Raw genomic sequence first — 23,535 nt, forward strand, 5'->3', positions numbered from 1 at the left:
CCGCAAGAGCGCTCAGCCCTCCGGGTAATCCGCCCCCAAGCTCGTCTCGCGCCACGCCTCGATCTCCGCGATCCGCTGCTTCAGCCGGGTCGTGACCGCCTCGTAACCCCAGGCGCCTAGGACGAGGTGGCGCGGCGGGTTGTCGATTTCGGTCACCCGGATCATTGCCTCGCCGGCCCGGACCGGGTCGCCGGCCTGGGTGCCGCTCTTCTCGGCCGTGGCCTTGAGGCGGGCGCCTGCGGTCTCGGCGTAGTCCGGGATTGTGTTGGGGGTCTGGATCAGGGAGCGCCCGGCCCAGTCGGTGCGGAACGGGCCCGGCTCGATGCAGGTGACCCGGATGCCGAGCGGGCCGGCCTCGGCGCTGAGCGCGTCGGAGAACCCCTCCACGGCGTGCTTTGTGGCGGCGTAATAGCCCGAGGCCGGGAAGCCGACGAAGCCCGCAACCGAAGTCACGTTGAGCACGTGGCCGGAGCGCTGCGCCCGCATCACCGGCAGCACCGCCCGGGTCAGGGCGAACAGGCCGAACACGTTGGCGTCGAACTGGGCTCGGATCTTGTCCTCCTCGCCCTCCTCGACCGAGGATTGGTAGCCGTAGCCGGCGTTGTTGACCAAGACGTCGATCCGCCCGAACGTTTGGGTCGTCTCCGCGACCGCCTGGGTGATCTGCGCCGGATCGGTGACGTCCAGGGAAAGCGCCAGGACCCGGTCCGCCGCGCCCTCCGCGAGGTCGGCGACCTTGGCCCGGTCGCGGGCCGTCACCACCGCCGGCCAGCCCCGTGCGATGACCAGCTTGGCGAGTTCCCGGCCGAAGCCGGTGGAACAGCCGGTGATGAACCAGACCGGTTGGGTGTTCGGCATGCTGGTGTGTCCCGTTCTGATCAGGGCGTCGCCGCCGGCTTGGTCAGGGTGTCGATCGACAGCAGGTAGGCAATCAGTGTGTCCTGCTCCTGCCGCGAGACGCCGGAGCCGACATCGGCCCAATACGCGTGTCCTTCGCCGGTAACGCGTGCGATGCGCGCCGTATCCGAGGATTTGTTCGCGGCTATCACCTGAGCCCGCAAATCACGGTCGATCAGAGCACGAAGACTATTCGAAGGATCGGGAGCGATGCCGCGGTACACCGTGCCCGGAACGCCAAGCTGCGTCGCCGGATCGGGTCCGACGGCGATCCCGGAATCGTGCAGGTAAGGCGCCGTCCAGGCCAGGCCGACGAGGTTCGGAACCTTGTAGCCGCCTTCGGTTCCCCCCTGACCCCAGGCGAGCTGGACTTGGGCGAGCTTGTCGCCGGCGAGCGGCACCGGAACGATCGCCGGATCGGCCGGCAGCGGGAACGGCGTGTCGGTGGCGAACAGGCTGGGAGGCGAGAGCCGCGCCTCCATCTTGGCCCCGGCCCTGGCCCGGGTCGGTTCGGTGCCGATCTCCGCAATCGGGATGACGCGGTGGTTGGTCAGCGCCGGGCCCGAATGGCAGGCGCCGCAGCCGGCCTGGTCGAACACGGCGCGCCCGGCCTTTACGGCGGCGGGATCCTGCTGTGCGGCCGGCGGGCGCAGCAGGTTCTGGAACGCCGACATGGCGTTGTTGGCGTGGTTGACCGGCTCACCCGGCACCGAGGTGAACAGGCCGTTGTCCGTGACGTAGTTGGTCGCCGGATAAGTCGGCAGCACCGCGTAGCTGTTGAGCCCGGGCGAGGCCGGCGTCGGGTCGACGCTGCGCAGCACCTCCGAAGGCTTGCGTGATTCGCCGGCCGTGTACCGGAAGGACGCGGTGGCCGCGCCGCGCAGGACGATGCCGAGGTAGGTTTCCGCATCCATGCCGAACAGCCACGGCGCGGCTGCGGCAAGCTGGGTCGTATCGGAGTTGGCCGCGTGAACGTTGTTGTTCAGCGAGGACAGCCCGCCGAAGGGACCGACGGCTTCCCGTCCGCTCCAGCTGTAGGGCTCGCCGTAGGCCGAGAAGCTCGACGGGATCGAGGTCGGGTTGGTCACCCGGTCGGCCGAGGAATCGAAGCTGCCCGGCGGCCAGCTCGCGACCTGAACCTTGGTGGCGGCCTCGACGGCCTCGGCATCCGGCAGGGCCGGGCCGGCTCCGGCCGAGCCCGCCTGCGGGGGATCGGCCTGGTTCACGCTGGCATGCATGAAGTAGGCGGACGAGTTCTTGGCCAGCGCCATCAGCAGCCCGGCATTGAGGTCGGTGTTGGGCGCCCCCTCGACGACCTTGCCGGTGCCGGGATCGACCGCGGCATGGCAGAGCGCGCAGGTGATGCCCATGCGCAGATGGCCCTGGTCCGAGAAGGTCTTGATCCCGATGATGAACGCGCCGCCCTTCGGCACGTCGAGCCCGGTTGGGAGCAGCTCGCCCTTGCGGTAGGTGCGGTCGCCGACGCGCATGTCTCGCGCCATGGCGACCTGCAGGTTCGTGGTGCCCTGCCCGCGGAGCTTGGCCACCGCCAGGGCAACCGCGGTGGGCGTCAGGCCGCCGTCGAGCATGCCCATCACGTCGGTGAGGAAGACCTCGTTGCCGAACGTCTCCTGGTAGAACGCCTGCCGCCCGCGCTCGACCATGGCGGGATCGATCGCCACGGCGCCGTTGCTGGCCGAGAGTTCCTTCCGGCCGGCCTCGGTGCCGTTGAGGCGGTCCGCCTCCGCACGCGAGACCCGGCGTCCGAGGACGTCGAAGGCGGTCTGGATCGGATAGCGATCGGGGTTGAGCAGGTCGGCCCTGTCGGGCATCGGCGCGTAGCTGAAGCGCCCGAAACTGATCGTGACACCGGCCGCGACGGTCGCGAGCCCGGCGGTGAGGAGGATACGGCGAGGCCAACCCATGAACGGTCTTCGATATCCGTGGCCGATCCGCCCCGCGGGTGTGCGGGGATCGGCGGCCGGCGATCAACGGGCGTCCGCAGCCGAGGTTCACCCAGGCGGGCGCGCCCGGGTGTCACGTTCTCGCCAGCGGAGGCGGCGTCAGAACCGCCCATCGGCCTGATCCGCGACGTCGCGATCAACCCCGGTCGACGCTCTCCACAGGCGGCGGCCGGAAGTACGCGCCCGGCGGACGCCCGAAGGAGCGTCGGAATACGGCCGCGAAGGCGCTCGGACTGTCGTAGCCGCAATCCAGCGCGACCGAGAGGATGGCCCGGCCCTCCGCCAGCAGCGGCAGGGCGTGGAGCATCCGGGCTTGCTGGCACCAGTGGTGGATTATTCGGAGCATGCGCTCCGGCGTGGTTCGGATGCGCAGGCGGCGGCCTATCTCGAATGCACCCTCGCGGACGGCAGCCCGGTGTTCGGCGTGGCGATCGACAGCGACGTGGCGACCGCGACCGTGAAAGCCGTGTTGAGTGCGGCGAGTGCGACCGCACCGCCCGGCCGATAAGGCTGCGCCGTCGCGGCGCGCATCTCAAGCCGGGTTCGAGGCGGGACATACCAGTCCGACCGGCTCGCCAGGAGCCCAAAAGCATCACCCCATCAGGGTGGGCAATGCGGTCACACAATTTTTCTGACCCTACGCCAAAGACTTTTTCAGCAGCACGTCCGGGTCATTATGCGTTAGCATGACGTCACGGGCTTGTTTTTACTGCAATGCCGCAAATCTTTGATGCGGCGCAACAGTGCTGACGGTCAGAAATTTGGTCGACAATGCGCTGAACCCTGCGGGCTCTGCGTCGCCGGCCGCTAACAGACTCGGAGACGGACGGCGCACACGCCGTCCGGACATCCGGGCCGGAGGGAGGATCGTGGGCTTCATGAAGAAGAACAAGGTCATCACGGCGGACGAGGCGATCGCGCTGATCCGCGTGAACGACGTCGTGACCACCACGGGCTTCGTCCAGAGCTGCATCCCGGAGGCGCTGCACGCGGCGCTGGAGAAGCGCTTCGTCGAGACCGGCTCGCCGCGCGGCCTGACCCTGATCATGACCGCCGGAGCGGGCGACAGCAAAGGCCTCGGCACCGGACGCCTGCATCATGACGGCCTGCTCGCGCGGGTCATCGCCGCCAATTTCGGCCGGATGCCGAAGGTCGCGCAGGCTGCGCAGAACAACCTGATCCGCGGCTATAACCTGCCCCAGGGAGTGATCTCGCAGCTCTACCGGGCCTGCGCCGCGGGCCAGCCCGGCCTGTTCTCGAAGGTCGGCCTGCAGACCTACGTCGATCCGCGCCACGGCGGCGCGAAGGTCAACACGCTGACCACGGAGGACATCGTCAAGCTGGTCGAGGTCGATGGCGAGGAGTGGCTGTTCTACACCGCCACCAAGATCGACGTGGCCTTCATCCGCGCCACCTCGGCCGATCCGTCGGGCAACCTCTCCTACGAGAAGGAGGCGCTGACGCTGGATTGCCTGGCCCAGGCCATGGCGGCGCGCAACAACGGCGGCATCGTCATCGCCCAGGTCGAGCGGATCGTCGAGGACGGCTACCTGCTGCCCAAGGACGTGCGCGTGCCCGGCATCCTGGTCGACTGCGTCGTGGTGGCCGAGCCCGAGATGCACCGCATGAACTACGGCGTCATGCACGACGCCGCGCTCGCCGGCGAGATCCGCGTGCCCGTCACCGGCATCAAGCGGATGCCGCTCAACGAGCGCAAGATCATCGCCCGCCGGGCCGCCTTCGAGCTGCCGCCGAACGGCGTGGTCAATCTTGGGGTCGGCGCGCCGGAGGGCATCTCGTCGGTGGCCAACGAGGAGAAGATCACCCCCTACATCACCCTCACCACCGAGGCCGGGGCGGTCGGCGGCGTGCTGGCCTCAGGCTCCAGCTTCGGGGCTGCCACCAACGCCGACTGCATCATCGACCAGAACCAGATGTTCGACTTCTACGACGGCGGCGGCCTCGACATGACCTGCCTGGGCATGGCCGAGTGCGACGAGGCCGGCAACGTCAACACGTCGAAGTTCGGCGGCAAGCTCAACGGCTGCGGCGGCTTCATCAACATCTCGCAGAACGCCCGCACCGTGGTGTTCGCCGGCACCTTCACGGCGGGCGGGCTGGAGATCGCGGTGGACGACGGCGTGGTCCGGATCGTCAGCGAGGGCCGGGCGCGCAAGTTCGTCACCCGGGTCCAGCAGAACACCTTCTCGGGCCCCTACGCGGTGGAACGCTCGCAGCCGGTCCTCTACGTCACCGAGCGCTGCGTGTTCCAGCTGACTGCCGACGGCCTGGAGCTGATCGAGGTCGCGCCCGGCATCGACATCGAGCGCGACATCCTCGCCCACATGGATTTCAAGCCGGTGGTGCGCAATCCTGTGCTCATGGACCCGCGCATCTTCCGCGACGAACCGATGGAACTGCTCTCCGATCTGCTCAACCTCGATCTGTCCTCGCGCATCAGCTACGACGGCGAGCGCAACATCCTCTTCATCAACCTGGAAGGCTGGTACTGCCGGGTGAAGAGCGACATGGACGAGTTGCGCATGAGCATCGTCGGGGCCTGCCGCAAGGCCGGCCAGCGGGTCAACGCCGTGATCAACCACGACGGTTTCCGGCTCAACGAGAACCTGATCGACGACTATGCCGGGATGATCCAGTATCTCCAGGCGAACTACTACGCGACCACGACGCGCTACGTCACCAGCGCGTTCCTGCGCCTGAAAATGGAGGAGGCGCTGACCCGACGCGGCGTCGCCCCCCACGTGTTCGAGCGCAAGGAAGAGGCCCAGGCCTTCCTGGGCACCACCGACTCGAAGGCGCGCAAGCGGATCTCTCCGGCGGTCGCCTCGGCCGCGTAGGGCAGTGATGGGAGCTCATCTCGAAAGCCGGCCACTGCTTTTCAGACGAGGCTTTCATGCCAGCCCATTCAAGGCGTCTCGCCAGATGCGCGTCGTGGGATCGACCCTCCCGAGCAGGTCACGCGCCCCCCCTCTTTCCCGGACAGGTGAAGCGAAGCGGAACCTGATCCGGGACCCAGCACACGAAGTGCCGCGCCAGCGGCAGAAGTTGATGAAACGGACGCTGCGTGCCGTCCTGTGCTGGGTCCCAGGTCGCATTCCGCAGGCGCTGCATGCGCCCGGGAAAAGGGCAGTGCGGACCAGCTCGACGCCCTGTCCTGGCTCGCGGCCCAACATCTTGAAAAATCTGGCTTTCATGCCTGAAGGCAACCCGCTCTGCTTGTGACTGGCCCCTTGGCTTATCAGGACTCAAAATCCTTTTCGCGGAACTCAAAAGTTACGCGACACAACAGTCATTTTGTTTTTGAGATCGTTTCGGACAGATAATCATTCAGGTCGCGAAAATTTTTTACCGTCCATGAGAAAGCAGGTATCCGCACATTGTTTTCCCGTCATGTTTTTGAAATTAGGTCGCCATTGGGACGCAGTATTATTGATGATACAATTACACCAGGATAGCTGCTTAGACGTTTCTTAAACTGGGGCGTTGTGAGATCAGGAGTGACAGGAGTGCTTTTACTGGCTAAGGGGCCTGTACCTTGCACGTCTTTGCCGTGACATATAGCACATCGATTTAGAAAAATTTGCTCGCCATTCCGAGTATCAGCAACGGACGTCGCCGATGCAAAAAGTATTATCAGCAACGCTGCAATAACCGGTCTCGATATATTCATAATATTTGCACTCATTGCCAACGGAATGCGGTTCGAAAAAAAATTAGTGCAACAGCATTATGAAAAAATTGCGGCCGCAAAATTGTGGCACACTGTTTTTACCGTCAACTTGTAATTGTCGATAGAATGCAAATTGATGTGAAGCTACTTAAGGCGTCTTCCGTGGAAGCATGATCGCAGGAGAAAGCTCCTAGATCGACTACGTTATGCTTGAACGACCTAAACGTGTCGGATGCGAACCGCACTCTTTTCCTGCGATCGGGTTCAGGATCTAATACCCTCGCCCCGCATCGACGCCCTCCGGCGGATGACCGGTGCTGCGGTATTCCCGCAGGTTGGCCGCCACCGTGGTGGCCGCCGAGTCCATGTCGGTGGGGCCGGAGATGTGCGGCAGCACGGTCACGCCCGGATGGGTCCAGAGCGGGGATCCGGCCGGCAGAGGCTCGGTGTCGAACACGTCGAGCACCGCGTGCGACAGGTGACCGGAATCGAGGGCGGCGATCAGGTCCTCGGTCACCACGATCGGGCCACGGGCGAAGTTGATCAGCGCCGCCCCGGGCTTGAGCGCCGCGAGCCGCGCATCGTTCACCAGGCCGCGCGTCTCCGGCGTCAGCGGCACCAGGCAGACGAGGATGTCGCAGCCGCCGAGCATCGCCCCGAGGCCGTCCCCACCGTGGAACGTGCCGATGCCCGGGACGGTCTTCGGCGTCCGGCTCCAACCGGTGACGGGGAACCCCGCGCCGGTGAGCCGCCCGGCCGCCGCGGTGCCGAGCGCCCCGAGGCCGAGCAGGCCGACCACCGTGTCGGCGGGCTTGCGGTAGGGGTGCGGCCGCCAGACCCGCTCGCGCTGCTGGCGCGCGTAGGTGGGCATGTCGCGCTGGAGATAGTGGGTCCAGGCCAGCACCGCCTCCGCCATGGCCCGGGCCATCTCGCGATCCACCAGCCGGACGATCGGGAGCGGCCGGTCGAAGGCGCCGACGAGCTTCTCCACGCCGGCCCACAGGCTCTGCACCCAGACCAGGCTCGGCAGGGCGGCGACCTCCGCGGGATCGGGGTTGGCCACGATGGCGACCCGCGCGGCCGCACGCTCGGCCTCCGCCATCAGCCGGAACGGAACCAGCCGCTCACCCGGCATCGCGGCCGACAGGATCTGCAGGTACTCCGCCTCCTGGTCGGGCCCCTTGCAGCCGACCAGCGCGACAACCTCCGCCATCCCAGACCTCCGTCGACATTTCGGCTCATGCCCGATCCGGGCGATGCAGCCGCTGTGCCTGCCCGGAGCGCGATCGCCAAGCTCGGCGGCACCCCGCCGTCAGCGGGCCTCGATCAGCGCCGGGTAGACCAAGCGGACGCTGCGGCGGTCCTCGGGGATCGCGGTCGCGATGCGCTTGCGCAGGCTGCCGGTGGTGATCGGCACTGCAACCTCGGTGGGCCGCAACCGCCACCGCTCGGCCGCCGCCATCTCGATCCGCGGTTTCGGCCTGTCGAGATGGCGGTCGGCGCCCTCCGTGGGCACGGTGGCGAGCCCGGCCACCGTCACGGCGGCAAGCAGGCCGTAACGGGACCGGCGCAAGGGCCCGGAACGAGGTGACGGAGCGAACATGACAGGGAACCCGCGTGGACACGTCACCTGTGCCCATCACGCGTGAAGACGGGATCGAACCGAATCGATTCCCAACCTGTTCCCAACACCTGCGTCGAGTCGCGGTAAACACCCGGTCTTGAGGCACGGTAAACGAACCCGTCGGGAGGATGCGCGAGCATGGCGAGCAAGGTTGAGGGGGGTGCCGGGACACCCGAGCGCGCGGAGATCGGACGCGTCATCGACACCGATATCTCCGCGCGCCTGGACCGGCTGCCGTGGGGTCGCTTCCACGTGCTCGTCATCGTGGCGCTCGGCATCACCTGGGTCCTGGACGGGCTCGAGGTGACGCTGGCCGGATCCCTGGTGGGCGCCCTGCGCCAGCCGCCGATGTCGTTCTCGGAGTTCGACGTCGGCCTGGCAGCCTCCTGCTACCTCGTCGGCGCCGTGACCGGTGCGCTCGGCTTCGGCTGGCTGACCGACCGGATCGGCCGCAAGAAGCTGTTTTTCATCACCCTGGCCCTCTACCTGGTCGCCACCGCGGCCACGGGCCTGTCCTGGAACGTCGCCAGCTTCTGCGTCTTCCGCTTCTTCACCGGTGCGGGCATCGGCGGCGAGTACACGGCGATCAATTCGACCATCCAGGAGCTGGTCCCGGCCCGGGTCCGCGGCTGGACCAACCTGGTCATCAACGGCTCGTTCTGGATCGGCGCCGCGCTCGGCTCGTTCATGTCGATCGTGCTGCTGCGGCCCGAGGTGATCGATCCGGCCTGGGGCTGGCGCGTGGCGTTCTTCACCGGCGGCGCCATCGGCCTCGTGATCCTGCTGCTACGCACCTGGATCCCCGAGAGCCCGCGCTGGCTCGCCACCCACGGCTACGCCGCAGAGGCCGACCGGGTCGTCACCGGTATCGAGAAGCGCTTCACCGACGAGGGCGTCACCCTGCCGCCGGTGGACGAGAGCAAGCGCATGAAGGTCCGGACCCGGGACCACACCCCCCTGTCGGAGGTGTTCCGGGCCCTGTTCGTGACGAACCGGCTGGCCACGATGGTCGGCCTCGCCCTGATGGTCGCGCAGGCGTTCTTCTACAACGCGCTGTTCTTCACCTACGCACTGGTGCTGGAGCGGTTCTACGATGTGCCGGGCAACAGCGTCGGCTGGTACCTGCTGCCGTTCGCGCTCGGCTCGTTCCTCGGCCCGCTGCTCCTCGGGCGGCTGTTCGACACGATCGGCCGGCGCCAGATGATCGCGTTCACCTACGGCATCTCGGCGGTGCTGCTCGTGGCCGTTGGCCTGCTGTTCCGGCTCGATGTGGTCGGTCCGGTGGGGCAGACCGCGGCCTGGATGGTCGTGTTCTTCTTCGCCTCGGCGGCGGCGAGCTCGGCCTACCTGACCGTCTCCGAGACCTTCCCGCTGGAGATCCGGGCACTGGCCATCGCGGCCTTCTACGCGGTCGGCACCGGCATCGGCGGCGTCTCAGGCCCGCTCCTGTTCGGCAGCCTGGTCGAGACCGGCTCCCGCGACTGGGTGCTGTTCGGCTACGGGCTCGGCGCCGCGCTCATGCTGATCGCCGCGATCGTCGGCGGCGTCTGGGGAACGGCTGCGGAGGGCAAGTCCCTGGAGGACGTCTCGAAGCCGCTCGCGGCGGCTTGAGCATCGAAGACCGTCAGGTGGCCTGGAGGGCTGCCTGACGGGGCTTGATCAACCCTCCTTCCGCCACACCTGCCCGTGGTAGACGAAACGCCTTCCCTCATTGGCGAGGGCCGCCAGGCCCCGGAAGGCGGGATCCTGGACCGTGATGACGCTGGTCGGGATCTGGCGCATCATCGCGGCGAAGGGCGCCTTGCGCTCGAACGCGTTGCGAAACCCGCTCTCCTCCAGAACCTTGACGATGCGGGGGGCGATGCCGCCGCCGATATAAACGCCGCTGGTGGCCAGGAAGGTCAGGGCGAGGTCGCCGCAGACGCGGCCGAGCAGACGGCCGAACAGCTCCAGCGCCTCGGCGGCGTGCGGGTCCGACGCGTTCAGCCCGGCGTCGGTCACCGCCGCCGGATCGATCTTGTCGTGCGGCCGGCCGGTGCGGACATGCGCCACCGCCGCGTGCAGCCGCGCCAAGCCCGGGCCTGACAGCACCGCCTCGACGGTCACGCGTCCCTCGACGCGCTCCAACGCGTGCCAGACCTTCTCCTCGAACGCGTCCGCCGGGCCGATATCGGTATGCCCGGCCTCGGTGGAGACGATCGCCAGATGAGCGGCGTAGGGCACCAGGGCCGCCGCCCCGAAGCCGGTGCCGGGTCCGAGCACGACGCGGGCGCCGCCCGGCACGGCCGGACAGGGCCCGACCGGCGTGAGATCGTGCGGCTCGATATCGGCCGCGCCGGCCGCGACCGGCACGTAATCGTTCACCACCACCGCCGAGGAGAGCCCGAAATCCTTCGCGATGCGCTCGCCGCCGATCCGCCAGTGCGCGTTGGTGAGCTGCGGCTCCGGCCCGTCGACCCGTCCGCCCATCGCCAGGATGGTCGAGCGCGGGGGCGGCAGAGCGTCGCCGCTCTTGGCCAGCGCCGCCTTGATGGCGTGGGACGGATCGGGATGCTCGGCGGTGGCTTCGTGGGAGAGGAGCTGGGGCGCGGCACCCTTCTCGGCGATCAGGCCGAAACGGGCGTTGGTGCCCCCGATGTCACCGATGAGAACCGGGAATTCGAACATCGACGCGTAGCCTTTTCCTGGGCGGGCTCACCGCGAGGCAGACAGCGTGCCTGCCGCCGCGCCGCGAATGATAGGGCGGGTTCAGGCCGGCGGCAGGGCCTCGGGATCGATGCGGCCGCCCGCGGCCCAGTCCCGCAGCAGGGCGCGGACGGCGGCCGGGTCGGGCAGGCGCCGGGTGGCCACGGTGTCGCCGTCGCCGACCCGGACCGCGATGCCGCCATCCGCGTTCACGGACTCGAAGGCGATCTCGTCGGTCCGGTCGTCGCCGAAGAACACCGGGCGGCGACCCGCGTAGGGGGATCGCTCCATGAAGGCGCGGATCGCATGGGCCTTGGTGGCGTGGGCCGGCACGATCTCGCCCACCGCCTTGCCGAGCTGGAGCCGGTAGGCGCCCCCGAGCGACGCGGCCGCGTCCTTGACCAGCGCCTCGGCCCGGCCGGCATCGTCCGCGCTCGCCAGCCGCCAATGCACCGCCACCGAGGCGCCCTTGTCCTCGATCAGGACGTCGGCGAGCGCCTGGCTCTCCGCACGAAGGCGCTCGACCTGACGGCGCAGCTCCGGATGGTCCTCCGCCTGCCCCCCCGACAACGCTCCGCCTACCCGATGCTCGACGCCGTGAAGCCCGGCAGCATCAAGGTGCGAGGGTGCCAGGAAGCCGTCGATCACCGAGACCGGCCGGCCGGTGACGATCGCGAGCGCCCCGCCGAGCCGGTCGCGCAGCCGCTCCAGGGCCTCGACCAGTCCGGGCTCGACCTGCACCGCGTCCGGCCGCGGGGCGATCTCCGCGAGGGTGCCGTCGAAGTCGAGGAAGAGAGCGATGTCCATCGCGGTCGGTCCCGGGGCCGTGAATGTCGGCCCCGGGCTAGCACGAGGCGGCTGTTCGCGGAACGGTGAGAAGCTTCAACCTAGCGTTCAATGTGGATACGATATACGCAAGGGGCGTCATGGCACGCCCGCTCGCACGCCCCGTTCCCGATCCGATCCAGCCCGGCCAGCAGAGCGTCTGGGATTACCCGCGGCCGCCCCGGCTGGAGCGCGTGACGGAGACGCTCCGGGTGGTGCTCGGCGGGATGAAGATCGCGCAGACGGACGCCGGCTACCGGGTGCTGGAGACGTCCCATCCTCCAACCTACTACCTGCCGCCCGGCGACGTGCTGGCCGGCGCTCTCTCGGGGCCGCGCCGCGGCGGCATCTGCGAGTGGAAGGGCCAAGCCGTGCTGTTCGACGTGCATGGCGGCGACCGTCTCGCGCCCAGCGCCGCGTGGTCCTACCCCGATCCGACGGCGGGTTTCGACGCGATCGCCGGCTACGTCGCGTTCTACGCCTTGCCGATGGATGCCTGCTTCGTCGGCGCTGCTCGGGTCACGCCGCAGCCCGGAACCTTCTACGGCGGCTGGATCACCCCCGGCATCGTCGGCCCGTTCAAGGGCGGCCCGGGCACGATGGGCTGGTGATCTCGCTGGAGCCGCGCTTTATCCTCCTGGTCGAGCCGCACCGGCCCGAGGAGACGACATGAGCGCGCTGACCGAGATCGACCCGAAGGGCGCAGGGCTCAGCCCGGTGGGGCTCGCCCGAATCGCGCCGTGGATGGACCGGCTCGTGGCGGAGGGTCGGCTCGCCGGCCTGTCGGTCACCGTGGCACGGCGGGGCCGCATCGCCTTCGCCCGCGCCTGCGGACAAGCCGACCTCGCCCGCGGAACGCCGTTCACCCTCGATACGGTGACGCGGATCTACTCGATGACCAAGCCGCTCACCTCGGTGGCGGTGATGCAGCTCTACGAGCAGGGCCTGTTCCAGCTCGACGATCCGGTCGCCCGGGTGCTGCCGGACTTCGCCGAGATGCGCGTGGCCGTGGGCGGCAACCGGGCGAAGCTGGAGACCGAGCCGGCGCGTCGTCCGATCACCGTGCGCGATCTCCTCACCCACACGGCGGGCCTGACCTACGGCTTCATGGAGGCGACCCTCGTCGACGCGCAGTATCGTGAGCACGGGGTCGATTTCCTGGCGCCGGAAGGCAGCCTCGCCGACATGACCGCCCGGGTCGCCCGGATGCCGCTGCTCGCCCAGCCGGGCAGCGCCTGGAACTACAGCGTCGCCACCGATGTGCTCGGCCAGTACGTCGCCGCCCTCACCGGCCGACCGTTCGCGGACTATCTGCGCGATGAGGTGATCCGCCCGCTCGGCATGGTCGACACGGATTTCCACGTCCGGCCCGAGCTGATGCCGCGCTTCTGCGCGACCTACGCGTATGACCGCGCGCGCCAACTAAGGCTGTTCGACGATTCCGTGGAGACCAGCTTCGCGAGAGTCCCGGCCATCGCGTCCGGCGGCGGCGGACTCGTCTCGACCGCATCGGACTATCAGCGCTTCTGCCGCATGATCCTCAACCGGGGCACCCTCGACGGGAACCGCCTGCTCGGCCGGAAGAGCGTCGCGCTGATGCTTGCGAACCATCTCACGGGGGATCTGGCGGCCATGGGCACGCCGCGCTTCGCCGAGACCTCCTACTCGGGGATCGGGTTCGGCCTGGGCTTCTCCGTGATGCTCGACCCGGCCCGAGCCCAGATCCTCGGCACGCCCGGCGAGGTCGCCTGGGGCGGCCTGGCCTCGACGGCCTTCTGGATCGACCCGGCCGAGGATCTCTCGGTCGTGCTCATGACGCAGCTCGTACCGTCCTCGGCACTGCCGATCCGGCGGGAGCTGCGGGTCCTGACCTACGCGGCGCTCGACGATTGAGCGCCGCCGGAGCATCGTGCCGTCGGACGGTCGCCCGTCTCTAAACCGCGACGATGCTCCTCCTCGCTCATTGCGGGGCCGGAGCGTCGGCCGCGGCGGGCTTGGCCGACGGCTTAGCGCCTGCCTTGGCGGCGGGCCGAGGCGAGGTCGTGGCGAATTCCGGGTCGCTGCGCGGGCCGTTCGGCGTGTTGGTCGCGCCGGCAAGCTGGCCGGGCAGAAGGTCGACGACCTTGTTCCAGGTCTGCGACTTGCACAGGAAGGCGATCAGGCAGCCCCGAACCGTCAACTCGTTCGGCGCGTCGGTCCAGATGGTGACGTCGTAGGACTTGCCGTCCTCGGAATTGTAGATCTTGCCCTCGTAATGGGCGTCGGCGTTCGGCTTCAGGCCCAGGATCAGCTGGTGGCCGAGCGAGGGGCGCGCCTGCTTCTTCGGATCCGGGTTCTTGAAGTCGATCCGGGGCTCGCCCTTGTCGTTGAGCGGGACCTTCAGCCAGACCACGTAACCGCACAGCCGGTCGTTGGCGGTGCCGCACTTTTCGAGGCGGACGCGGGCGCGGCCATCCTCGGTGATGTAGGTGCCGCTGGGGTCAGCCGGTGTCGCGGCATGCGCGGGCGACCCGAGCGCGGCGAGCGCCAGGGCCGCGAGCGGCGCAACCCGCCGACCGATCGAAGACATCATCATACCCGAACTCCCCTGCCTCGCGCGCCCCGAAGGAACAAGACCACCCACTTTGCGGACGGCCCCCGCGCTCGCGTCATCGCGCTCTCGCCGGGCCGAGCACCGGGCGGCTTGCGCGTCCTGCCCGCCGTCTCTCGCGCGAAGTTGTCCGCATCATGACGGTGCAGTCTTGGGCTGAGCCGCGATGACCAGTCTTCGTGCCGATAGCCGGCCGGTCAGGTGCGGGTCGGCGGGGCGCTCCGGCCGGGTCCGAGCGGTCGCTGCATCAAGGTCACATCGAGCCAGCGATCGTGCTTGTAGCCCACGCCCGCGAGGGTGCCGACCGGCGTGAAACCGAAGGCGGCGTGGAGCGCCACGGAGGCGGGAGAGTCGCTCTCGGCGATGACCGCGACCATCGTCCGGCCGCCGATCCGTTCGGCTTCGACGATCAATGCGCCGAGCAAGGCGCGTCCGACGCCGGTACCCCGGGCGGAGCGAGCGACGTAGATCGAATCCTCGAGGGTCGAACGATAGGCCGCGCGCTGGTGATAGGGACCGGCATAGGCGTAGCCGGAGACCGCACCGCCGCTGATAGCCACGAGGTAGGGGAACCCGCCGTCGTTCAGGACGGCGAAACGGCGCCCCATCTCCACGGCGTCCGGCGGCTCCAGCTCGAAGCTCGCCGTGCCGGTCCGGACGGCATCGCCGTAGATGGCCGCAATCGCCGGGATGTCGGCCTGGGTCGCGGGGCGGATCGCGTGGCTCATGGCCCGACCATACGGCTGCCGGAGCCAGAACGGCAATGCGCGACCACCCCGTGGGGCCGGGTGATCGCGCGCGGGTCGTCACGGGTGGATCGCGGTGCAGGACGGCGCGGGGATGGACGCCCACCCGGCCCCGCGATCGCGGGGCCGCGCGCTCCAGTTACTCGGCGGCGGACATCTCGGCGGTGAAGTGGCCGCACCAATCCTTGGAGGCCACCACCGGCCACAAGCCCTTGGACTGGGGAGCCGGCTGGCTGACCGGCGGGTTGAAGCGGCAGAGGCCCTCGTCGCCCTGGGCCTGGGCGCCGTTGAGCTTGTGGTCGTCGAAGAAGCGGCAGCTCTCGCAAGCGGCGTTCGCGGTACCGGTCATCGTCTCTCTCCGTCGTCGCAATGGCTTGCGGCAGGGACCGATCGCTGGCCGCCCGCCTACAGATCTTAATTAGAACAACTCCAATGAGCGGTCAAGGGATCGCCGTCATCGGACGTCGTCACCGATCGGGTTTCGGCCCCGCCGACCGAGCCCCCCTTCAGAAACGCGTGAAGCCGGATCCCCGGCTGGGGATCCGGCTTCACAAGGCCGTGCCGGTCATCTCGGACCACCGCCGCGCCGGTCGCGGCGCGGCGGTGCTTGCGGGGATGCGATCAGCCCTGCTTGTCCTTCTTGTTGGCCCGGTGATGACCGATCGCGCAGCCGGCGGCGGCGCCCATCTTGCCGTGTCCGGCCATATGGCCGGCGACGCCGCCGACCACCGCCCCCTTGAGACACCCCTTCGCCTCGGCGGGGGCGCCGATCGCGAGAGCTCCGATCGTCAGCGCGGAGGCCAGTGCGATCCGATACGTCATGGTGTTGTCTCCTGTCGTGTTGGTTGAAACGGCCTCGCGAGGCGACCCGTTCCGCAACCCGTCAGACGGCGAACTACCGCGCCAAGCCCATCACGAGCCGGAGCAAATCCGATTGCCGGGTCACGCCGGTCTTGGCGAAGATCGCCTTCAGCTGCGAGCGCGCGGTGGCGGCGGTGATCGCGAAGCGGCTCGCCGCCTCCGCCAGGGGAATCCCATCGGACAAGGCTTGAGCGAGGCGCGCCTCCGCGGGGGTCAACCGGTAGGCGGATTGAAGAACGAAGGCGGCGGGCGCCGTCATGGTCCCGGGAATGCTGGCCATCAGCAGCGTGCTCCCGCCCGCGAACAGGCCGCGGCTCGGACCGACCAGCGGGACCACGTGGAGCACGATCGGCGAAGCGTCCCGGCGGGACACCACGATCGCGGAGATCGGCGCCCGCCCGGACGGCCGCGACAGCGCCTCCAACTGGCGTGCCGCCTCACCTTCCTCGACGGCCAGGCGCCCACCTGCGAGCCTCAGGTCGCGGCCGAGGAGTGCCCCGAACGCCGTGTTCCAGTGCACGGCCCGCCCCTCGGAATCGAGGATCATGGCCGCTCGCTCGATGATGTCGAAGGCCTGCGTCAGGCCGGCCAAACGCGCCTTCTCGACCATCGCGGTGAGGAGGCCCGCGCGCCGGAGCAGCGGCGACAGGGTAGCCAGGCGCGCCTGCTCGTGCGGCTCGTACAGGCCCTGCGCCACCGTCCGCTGCAGGGCCAGGCACCAGAGCCGGCCCTTCACCTCGAAGCCGATCCCGGCGAACCAGCGCAGCCCGCTGGAGGCCAGCAGATCCTGATAGAACGGCAGCCGCTGGATCTCTTCGGGGGTGGTGAAGTCCTGATCGACCGCGATGCCGCGGGCGCGGATCATCGGCATGCCGCGGAAGCGGTGATCCTCCCGATGCCAGCCCTCCTCGAAGTAGCGCTTCGAGGATTCGGCGAGCGAGGCCGTGGTGAGCGCATCCAGGGCCGTCCGGTCGGTGCGCAGGAGCAGCGCGCCCTCGCTCCCGGACGCCAGCGACACGCGCTCGATCAGATCGGGCCAGCGCGCCGGATCGACCACCGCCTCCTCCAGGTCCTCCTGAAAGGACGCCTCGAGGTCGTCGCTGAGGCGTGCGAACAGCGCGGGGTTCAGGCCGGGCATGGCGCTCGACTCCGGGCCGGTGAATGCCGGCATTCAGGACCGCGCCGCCCCAGCCTCGTCTTAATATCCAAGGCGATTCGATCAAGTTATTGTTAACCGATCGCTCAAGCTTGGGCAAGAGACTTAGGAGATACACTTTTCGATCGAACCTTTAGATCGATCGACAGTCATCGCGCCGACTGCGTTCGGATCGGACACCGCATCTGATTGGATCCGGCTCAGCGCGCCGTCACCGCATGCCTAAGACGGACCGTTGCACGATCCCGGGCGGCAAGGATCCTGAAATCCGAGCGTGACCGTTCCTTAAGATCCATCTGCAAGCAGGGTCGTTCCGTTGGCCGGCACCGCCACCACGCAAGCGCCGCCTTCGACGAGCCGATGCGTCCGGCGCGCAGCTGTCGCGGCCTGTCCGCATGCGCGGGCTCCGCAGTTTGCCACAGGCCGGCTTTCACAACTTCTGATAGAGTTGAGCGGGGCGAGCTTCAAGCCTCGTTAACCAAACCCGTCGATTGTATCGCTCTGCGCGGTTCGATCACGAGTTGTCATCGGACGGGCGCAGTCGAGCATGGTGCGGCTGAAGGTCGATGGCGTTTTCCCTGTCTGCGTTCCTCGGCGCGGCGACCCGGCGCGCCCCCCGGGCATCCTGCGTCGCGGATCATCCGCGATGCCGCGCCGCCGCGCTGGCGGTGCTCGCTTGCGCACCGCTGTTGAGCGGTTGCATGTCCTCCGGCAAACCCCGCTCGGCTGGGCGGTCCGGCCCGGACGTGACCCAGACCGGCTCGATCGCCGATGCCGTGCCGCCCTCTGTCGTCGCCGCCGCCGAGGAGGAGGTCGGGCGCACCATGCGCCTGGGTCTCGCCAATTACCGGTTGAACGTCGGCGACAACCTCGAAGTCTCGTTCCTGATCGACTCCAGCGTGGTCCAGCCGACCTACCGGCTCAACCCGAGCGACGAGTTCGACGTCGATTTCCGTACCCACCCGGAATACAACCGTACGGTGATCGTCCGACCGGATGGCCGGATCTCGTTGCCGGGCAAGAACGGCATCAAGGTCGCCGGTCTGTCGCCCGAGTCCGCCGCCACGCTGATCAAGAGCACCTACGACGACGTACTGATCGACCCGGTCGTCACGATCATGCTGCGCAAATTCAGAACCGTGACCGATGATTTCCGCGATCTCACCCAGCGGGCCGATATGGGCCGCGTGAAGGTCCTGGCGATCGAGCCCGACGGCAAGATCAACCTGCCGATGGTCCCGCCGGTCCAGGCCGCCGGCCGGACCGTGGCCGAGGTCGCCAGCAACCTCACCGCCGCCTACCACCGCCAGCTCGCCACGGTGAGCACGAGCGTGCGGCTGGCGAGCCTGGTGCCGGCCAACACGATGGTGTTCGGCGAGGTCCGGGCCCCCGGGCCGGTCACCCTGCAGGGTGCCCGCACGCTGGCGCAGGTGCTCGGCTCGGCCGGCGGCATCCTGCCGACCGCCGCGGGCGATGCCGTCCGCATCATCCGGTTCGATGGCGGGGCCGCGGGCAGCGTCCGCATCGTCGACATCGGCGAGCCGGGGCTGGCCGACTCGATCATCGTGCCCCCGAACGCCACGGTCTACGTGCCGCCCTCGCTGCTGGCGAAGACCGCCCGCGCCGTCGACCTCGTGGTCCGCCAGATCCTGCTCTTCAACGGCACCGGCTTCGGCGTGAACTACATCACCGGCCCGTCCGCCAACACCTCCACCAGCGCCACCGTGAGGTCCGGGACGTGACGAAGTCCGACATGTCCCGGCCCGACCGGGCCGCCCCCGAGGACGTCGAAGGCCCCGCCTTCGACCTCCGCGACGCCCTGGCGGCCCTGTTCCGGCACATCCGGCCGGCCCTCCTGATCCTGGCCGCCGCGATCCTGGGGGCCGGCATCTACCTGCTGCTGACGCCCGCCGAGTACACCGCCGACGCCAAGCTGATCATCCGCCTCGGCCGCGAGAAGGCGGCCGCCCCGGTCCAGGGCGGCGCCAACCAGAACTACATGTTCTCCGAGCGTGCGCAGAACGTGAACAACGAGGTCGAGATCCTGCGGGACCCGAGCATCGTGCGCGACGAGTTCGCGGCGCTGAAGGCGATCACCCCGACGGGCGACCTCGGCCCGCCCCCCGCGGACTGGATGGATTGGCTGGTCTACCAGGGCCGGGTCGCCATGCGCGGCGCCAAGGCGGTCAAGACCTGGGTCGTGGACACGGCCCGCGTCCCGTTCGAGGCGCTGGGCCTGCTGCGCCACCTCAGTCCCGACGAGAAACTCTACGAGGCCTATCTCGCCTCCTTCAAGGTCGTGTTCGTCAAGGAAACGGACGTGATCCTGACCGGCTTCACCTGGACGGACCCGAACTTCGCCGCCCAGGCGCTGAACCGGCTGCTCGATGCCTATAAGCGGCGCCACGTCGAGGTCTACGCCGACGAGACGCCGGCCACGTTCTACCAGGGCAAACTGGAGCGGGCGCGCGCCGACCTCGCCGCCATCGACGCGCAGCTGGCGACCTCCCTGAAGGGCAACAACACCGCCAGCTTCGAGATCGAGCAGCAGAACGACCTCGGCACGCTCTCCGACCTCGCCCGGCAGAAGTCGGCCGCCCAGATCGAGCGCGAAGGCGTCGAGTCCCGGCTCAAGCGCACCCGCGAGACCGGCCCCGACCGCTGGCAGCCGACGCCGCCCGACGCCGACCCGACGGTGGCGGCCTTCGACACGCGCTGGGCCGATCTCAGGACCAAGCGGGCGGAGATCGCCGTCCGGTTCAGGCCGACCGCACCCGAATTTATCAGCCTCGACCGGGACCTCATTGCCCTGACGCGGCAGAAGTACCAGGCGCTGATCGCCGCCGACACGGCGCGGCTCGCGGTGCTCGCGGAGAAGATCCAGACCATCACGGGGATCGAAGCGAGCCGCCGCAAAGCCGCCATCGGCCAGAGCGACGCGGCTCTGGCCTACGGCCGGCTCGCGCAGCAGAAGTCCCTGCTCAGCGACGAGATCACCGACACCCAGAAGCGGATCGACGCGCTGCGCACGGGCACCGGGCTCGACGCGCAATCCGTGACCTCCTCCGCGTTGGTGGCGCGTGCCGTGCCGCCGCGGCTGCCCTCCGGCCCGAACCGGCCGCTGATCCTCGGCCTCGCGGCCGGGCTCGGGCTGCTCGCCGCCCTGGCCTACGTCGCGCTGGCGGAGATCCTCGCCCAGACCTACCGCAGCGCCGCCGAGGTCGCCCGCTCCCTGCGCGTGCCTGTCCTTGCCGCCGTCCCGCTGCGCTCCGGCGCCGAGCGGCGGCCGCGCTTCGGTGGAGCCGCCGCATGATCGCCGCCTACGCCCCGATGATCGACCCCGCCGTGCTCGAGCCGGCCCTGGTCCAGCTCAGCCGTTACGAGACCCGGCTGCGACGCGTCGGGATCACCGCGGTCCAACCCGGCGAGGGGGTGAGCACGCTCGCGCGCGAACTCGCCGGCGCCTATGCCCGCCGCGGCCGCACCGCCGCATTGATCGAGACCAACTGGTCCCGGCCGTCCCTGGCCGCGGCTTACGGGCTCGAGGGCCGGCCAGGCTTCGCCGATATCGTCGCCGGGGACGTGGCGCCGAGCCTCGGGGTCCACCCGGTCGCCGACGGCCTGAGCGTCGTGCCGGCCGGCAGCGCCGGGGCGATCCGGAAGGCGACCCTTGACGACGGCCGCGTCGAGGACTTCCTGGCACTGGTCGACGACCGCTTCGACCTCGCCATCCTGGATTGCGAACCGATCACCGAGATCGGCGACGCGGCGGCGCTCTCGCCCTTCGTGGATGGGTTCGTCGTGGTGATCGGCGCCGAGCGGACGCGCCGGGCCGTGGCCCAGCGGGCGCTTGCCGACCTCAAGGCCGCGGGCGGCGCACCGCTCGGCATCGTCCTCAACGGGACCCGGCGGCCGATCCCGAAATGGCTGTACCGGTGGCTCGGATGAGCGGCGCCCCGGTTCGCGCACTCCGCGCACTGCCGGTGGCCGGCCTCGGCCTCGCGGCGGCGGCCGGTGCCGTGGCGCTGAGCGCTGCACCGCTGAAGTTCGCCGTGGTCGGGTTGGCCGCTGCCTTCGGCGGGGTCGGCGCCCTGATCGCCGGGCAGCGCTACCGCCTGACGCCCCTGCTGCTGGTCGCCCTCGCGGTCGGGCTGACCGTGAAGCTGGATGTCAGCTTCTTCCAGCATTTCGAAGCCGTCGGCCAATACCTGCCGAGCATCGGCGGCGGTGCCGGACTGACCGTGAGCGTGGCGCTCCTGGTGGCGCTGACGCTGATCCTCTCAAAGGTCACAGGCATCGGGGAGCGGGTCTCGGGGCTGCGCCTCGACCGGCCGCTCGTGCTCACGCAGCTCGCCTTCCTGACCGCCGGCCTGCTCTCGCTGGCCAACGCCACCGACACCGCCTACCTGTGGTTCGATGCCTGGCGGTTCCTCGGACTGCTCCTCGTCTCGGTGGCCGTCTCGAACCTGTCCGGCGCCGATATCCGCACCCTCGCGCTGGCGATCTGCGCGTTGTGCCTGGTGCAGACTGCGGTGGCGGGGCTGCAATACGTCTCCGGGTCCGAACTCGGCCTTTCCGTGCTCGGCGAGGAGCAGATCGTCGAGGAGAACATCAACTTCTCCGCGCAGCGCCGCGCCGGCGGTCTGAAGGTCCACCCGAATATTCTTGGGTATTATTACGAGTTCGTTTGGCCGCTGGCACTGGCGCTAGCCCTCTCTCGGGGCCCGAAACTCCTGCGCCTCGTCGGCGCCGCCGGGGCCGGTTCGGCCGTCGTCGGCGTGGTGCTGACCCTGTCGCGCGCCTCCTGGCTGACCTATCCGCTCTCGGCGACCCTGGTGATCCTGCTGGTCTACCGGGACCGGCTGTTCACTCGGGCGAGCCTGATCGTGTTCGCCCTTCTGGTCGTCGCGGCCGGGATCGGGGCGATCTATGCCGGGCCGCTGGTCTGGGAACGCCTGACCGCGGATGACGGCGGCTCCGCGGCGCAACGTGGACCGCTCAACGCAGCCGCCCTGGCGCTGTTCGCGCAATTCCCGATCTTCGGCGTCGGGCTGAACAATTTCGGCAACCAGTTCGCGGTGCTCGATCAGACCGGCCTGTCCCGCCTCGCCGGCCTGTTCGACCGCTCGAACCACGTCGTGCACAACCTGCACATCCTGATCCTCACCGAGGTCGGGATCGTCGGCTACACCGCCTTCGCGCTGGTCTTTTCGGTCGGGATTTTCCGCGGGTTCCGGGCGGCGTGGCGCGCACCGGTGGGCGATCCGCTGGCGGCCATCGCGGCCGCCTGCGCGGTCGGCCTCATCGCCCACCTGCTGCACGGGCTCGTCGACCCGGGCTTCCGCCTGAACCTCGGCATCGCCGAACTGCTCTACACCGGCCTCGGGCTGATCGCGGGCGTGCGGGCGGCGCAGCGCCGTGCCGCTGCGGAGATCGGCAGCGCGACGCGCTCCCTCTCGGCGCAGAGGCAAGGAGCCGCGACCGCGTTGGGTATCCGTCCGAGACCGTCCGCTGCCCATAACCGCCCAGCCGTCAGAGCGCGGAGAGATCGACAATGAGCGGCATCGGCCTCAGCGTCCTGATCGTCACCTACAACACTGGCGCCGACATCGAGACCTGCCTGCGCCTGCTGGCGGCCAGCCGGATCGACCGATCCTACGAGGTGATCGTCGTCGACAACGCCTCGTCGGACGGGACGCCGGAGCGGATCGCCGGTACCTTCCCGTGGGTACGGCTCATCGCAGAGCGGACCAATCACGGCTTCGCTGGGGGAAATGCCGTCGCGCTGGCTGCGGCGCGGGGCGACACGATCCTGCTTCTGAACCCCGACGCGTTCCTGCGCGACCCGGAGGCGCTGGCCGGAACGCTTACCCATCTCGACGCGCACCCCGATGTCGGCGCAGTCGGTCCGCGCCTGATCTTCCCGGACGGCCGCCATCAGGTCGGCGATGCCGGCTACGAGCCGCGCCCGCTCTCGACCCTGGTCCATGCCGCCGGTCTGTCCGGGCGCTTCGGCCTGCGCGGCCTCTACCTCGCGAGCCGGCAGGCCCGGGGGCGCGAGGCCCTGGACGTGGACTGGGTCTGCGGCGCGTTCATCCTGATGCGTCGGAAGGCGATCGAGGCGATCGGTGGCCTGGAAAGCGCGCTGTTCCTCTACGGCGAGGACGTCGATTGGGGCTGCCGCCTGCGCGATGCCGGCTGGCGGGTCGCCTACCTGCCGGGGATCGCGGTCGTCCACCTCCAAGGCGGCTCGGCCGGCACGCGCTCGGCCCGCTGGCTCGACGGTCTGGCGGGGATCTACCGCCTCCGCAACGCCGGCCGGCTCCTGTCCTCTCCGGCCTTCTTCGTAGCCCCGCTGCGCCTCGGCTTCACGCTGCGGGCGCTGGCCTACGGCCTCGCCGGCCGCCTGAAACGGCAGCCGGAACTCGCCCGCAAAGCCGAGGACATGCGCAGGTTTTCCAACCACCTGCGCAGTCTTCGAATTTGATCCCGTCAA

General features: G+C 69.1%; 23 protein-coding genes. 10 read left to right on the forward strand and 13 right to left on the reverse strand.

From position 1 onward, the window contains the following. Nucleotides 1–12: 12 nt before the first annotated feature. The 3 genes from AC0IY0_RS17825 to AC0IY0_RS17835 form a co-directional block, all read right to left on the reverse strand. Nucleotides 13–858: an oxidoreductase gene (locus AC0IY0_RS17825; protein ID WP_471764849.1), complete on the reverse strand. Its 846-nt coding sequence runs from the start codon at nucleotides 856–858 to the stop codon at nucleotides 13–15. 20 nt (nucleotides 859–878) lie between these two features. Beyond that, nucleotides 879–2,822: a cytochrome C oxidase Cbb3 gene (locus tag AC0IY0_RS17830; protein ID WP_471764851.1), complete on the reverse strand. Its 1,944-nt coding sequence runs from the start codon at nucleotides 2,820–2,822 to the stop codon at nucleotides 879–881. 175 nt (nucleotides 2,823–2,997) lie between these two features. Further along, the gene (locus AC0IY0_RS17835) at nucleotides 2,998–3,168 is read right to left on the reverse strand and encodes a helix-turn-helix domain-containing protein (protein WP_246691999.1); all 171 of its coding nucleotides are present in this window, start codon (nucleotides 3,166–3,168) and stop codon (nucleotides 2,998–3,000) included. Between the two features lie 6 nt (nucleotides 3,169–3,174). On the opposite strand from AC0IY0_RS17835, the gene AC0IY0_RS17840 reads away from it, so the two are divergent. Further along, on the forward strand, nucleotides 3,175–3,369 hold the full coding sequence (locus AC0IY0_RS17840; protein WP_471764853.1) for an alpha-isopropylmalate synthase regulatory domain-containing protein: 195 nt from the start codon (nucleotides 3,175–3,177) through the stop codon (nucleotides 3,367–3,369). 370 nt (nucleotides 3,370–3,739) lie between these two features. Next, nucleotides 3,740–5,719, forward strand: coding sequence for an acyl CoA:acetate/3-ketoacid CoA transferase (locus AC0IY0_RS17845; RefSeq protein WP_419830761.1), 1,980 nt, complete (start codon nucleotides 3,740–3,742; stop codon nucleotides 5,717–5,719). 551 nt (nucleotides 5,720–6,270) lie between these two features. On the opposite strand, the gene AC0IY0_RS17850 is transcribed toward AC0IY0_RS17845, so the two are convergent. The 3 genes from AC0IY0_RS17850 to AC0IY0_RS17860 form a co-directional block, all read right to left on the reverse strand. Next, nucleotides 6,271–6,567: a c-type cytochrome gene (locus AC0IY0_RS17850; RefSeq protein ID WP_471764907.1), complete on the reverse strand. Its 297-nt coding sequence runs from the start codon at nucleotides 6,565–6,567 to the stop codon at nucleotides 6,271–6,273. A gap of 256 nt (nucleotides 6,568–6,823) precedes the next feature. After that, nucleotides 6,824–7,765 carry a 2-hydroxyacid dehydrogenase gene (locus AC0IY0_RS17855; RefSeq protein WP_471764855.1) on the reverse strand — a complete coding sequence of 314 codons (942 nt, stop codon included), beginning with the start codon at nucleotides 7,763–7,765 and terminating at the stop codon, nucleotides 6,824–6,826. Between the two features lie 99 nt (nucleotides 7,766–7,864). Next, entirely contained in the window at nucleotides 7,865–8,125 is a 261-nt protein-coding gene (locus AC0IY0_RS17860) for a hypothetical protein (RefSeq protein WP_419830763.1), read from the reverse strand. Between the two features lie 189 nt (nucleotides 8,126–8,314). On the opposite strand from AC0IY0_RS17860, the gene AC0IY0_RS17865 reads away from it, so the two are divergent. Further along, a complete protein-coding gene (locus tag AC0IY0_RS17865; protein WP_147906217.1) occupies nucleotides 8,315–9,787 on the forward strand; it encodes an MFS transporter in 1,473 nt (490 codons plus the stop codon). Nucleotides 9,788–9,835: 48 nt separating this feature from the next. On the opposite strand, the gene AC0IY0_RS17870 is transcribed toward AC0IY0_RS17865, so the two are convergent. After that, nucleotides 9,836–10,822 (reverse strand): glucokinase, encoded by a 987-nt coding sequence (locus AC0IY0_RS17870; RefSeq protein ID WP_471764909.1) that lies wholly within the window; start codon nucleotides 10,820–10,822, stop codon nucleotides 9,836–9,838. A 102-nt stretch (nucleotides 10,823–10,924) separates the two neighbouring features. Next, nucleotides 10,925–11,668 (reverse strand): trehalose-phosphatase, encoded by a 744-nt coding sequence (otsB, locus tag AC0IY0_RS17875; protein ID WP_471764857.1) that lies wholly within the window; start codon nucleotides 11,666–11,668, stop codon nucleotides 10,925–10,927. A gap of 119 nt (nucleotides 11,669–11,787) precedes the next feature. Between otsB and AC0IY0_RS17880 the strand changes: the two genes are divergently transcribed. Beyond that, a complete protein-coding gene (locus AC0IY0_RS17880) occupies nucleotides 11,788–12,297 on the forward strand; it encodes a DUF427 domain-containing protein (protein WP_471764859.1) in 510 nt (169 codons plus the stop codon). Between the two features lie 58 nt (nucleotides 12,298–12,355). Beyond that, a complete protein-coding gene (locus tag AC0IY0_RS17885; RefSeq protein ID WP_471764860.1) occupies nucleotides 12,356–13,579 on the forward strand; it encodes a serine hydrolase domain-containing protein in 1,224 nt (407 codons plus the stop codon). 67 nt (nucleotides 13,580–13,646) lie between these two features. On the opposite strand, the gene AC0IY0_RS17890 is transcribed toward AC0IY0_RS17885, so the two are convergent. From AC0IY0_RS17890 to AC0IY0_RS17910, 5 genes are all read right to left on the reverse strand, one after another. Next, nucleotides 13,647–14,261, reverse strand: coding sequence for a DUF2147 domain-containing protein (locus AC0IY0_RS17890; RefSeq protein ID WP_147937977.1), 615 nt, complete (start codon nucleotides 14,259–14,261; stop codon nucleotides 13,647–13,649). Nucleotides 14,262–14,473: 212 nt separating this feature from the next. Further along, a complete protein-coding gene (locus tag AC0IY0_RS17895) occupies nucleotides 14,474–15,004 on the reverse strand; it encodes a GNAT family N-acetyltransferase (protein ID WP_419830766.1) in 531 nt (176 codons plus the stop codon). A 157-nt stretch (nucleotides 15,005–15,161) separates the two neighbouring features. Beyond that, nucleotides 15,162–15,371, reverse strand: a complete 210-nt coding sequence (locus AC0IY0_RS17900) for a hypothetical protein (RefSeq protein ID WP_147855581.1) — start codon at nucleotides 15,369–15,371, stop codon at nucleotides 15,162–15,164. A 272-nt stretch (nucleotides 15,372–15,643) separates the two neighbouring features. Beyond that, nucleotides 15,644–15,844 (reverse strand): hypothetical protein, encoded by a 201-nt coding sequence (locus tag AC0IY0_RS17905; RefSeq protein ID WP_147937975.1) that lies wholly within the window; start codon nucleotides 15,842–15,844, stop codon nucleotides 15,644–15,646. A 73-nt stretch (nucleotides 15,845–15,917) separates the two neighbouring features. Continuing rightward, on the reverse strand, nucleotides 15,918–17,021 hold the full coding sequence (locus tag AC0IY0_RS17910) for a helix-turn-helix transcriptional regulator (RefSeq protein WP_147906225.1): 1,104 nt from the start codon (nucleotides 17,019–17,021) through the stop codon (nucleotides 15,918–15,920). Between the two features lie 719 nt (nucleotides 17,022–17,740). On the opposite strand from AC0IY0_RS17910, the gene AC0IY0_RS17915 reads away from it, so the two are divergent. From AC0IY0_RS17915 to AC0IY0_RS17935, 5 genes are read left to right on the forward strand one after another with little or no spacing between them, the layout of a single operon-like run. Further along, complete coding sequence (locus tag AC0IY0_RS17915) at nucleotides 17,741–18,781, forward strand: polysaccharide biosynthesis/export family protein (protein WP_246692003.1); 1,041 nt, start codon at nucleotides 17,741–17,743, stop codon at nucleotides 18,779–18,781. Further along, the gene (locus tag AC0IY0_RS17920; protein ID WP_419830768.1) at nucleotides 18,778–20,352 is read left to right on the forward strand and encodes a Wzz/FepE/Etk N-terminal domain-containing protein; all 1,575 of its coding nucleotides are present in this window, start codon (nucleotides 18,778–18,780) and stop codon (nucleotides 20,350–20,352) included. The genes AC0IY0_RS17915 and AC0IY0_RS17920 overlap by 4 nt, the downstream gene beginning before the upstream one ends. Next, complete coding sequence (locus AC0IY0_RS17925) at nucleotides 20,349–20,987, forward strand: CpsD/CapB family tyrosine-protein kinase (protein ID WP_147906227.1); 639 nt, start codon at nucleotides 20,349–20,351, stop codon at nucleotides 20,985–20,987. Before AC0IY0_RS17920 ends, AC0IY0_RS17925 begins: the two co-directional genes overlap by 4 nt. Beyond that, nucleotides 20,984–22,597 (forward strand): O-antigen ligase family protein, encoded by a 1,614-nt coding sequence (locus AC0IY0_RS17930; protein ID WP_471764862.1) that lies wholly within the window; start codon nucleotides 20,984–20,986, stop codon nucleotides 22,595–22,597. Before AC0IY0_RS17925 ends, AC0IY0_RS17930 begins: the two co-directional genes overlap by 4 nt. After that, nucleotides 22,594–23,526, forward strand: coding sequence for a glycosyltransferase family 2 protein (locus AC0IY0_RS17935; protein WP_147906228.1), 933 nt, complete (start codon nucleotides 22,594–22,596; stop codon nucleotides 23,524–23,526). The genes AC0IY0_RS17930 and AC0IY0_RS17935 overlap by 4 nt, the downstream gene beginning before the upstream one ends. Nucleotides 23,527–23,535: the final 9 nt, after the last annotated feature.

Source organism: Methylobacterium sp. AC315 (assembly GCF_979253755.1).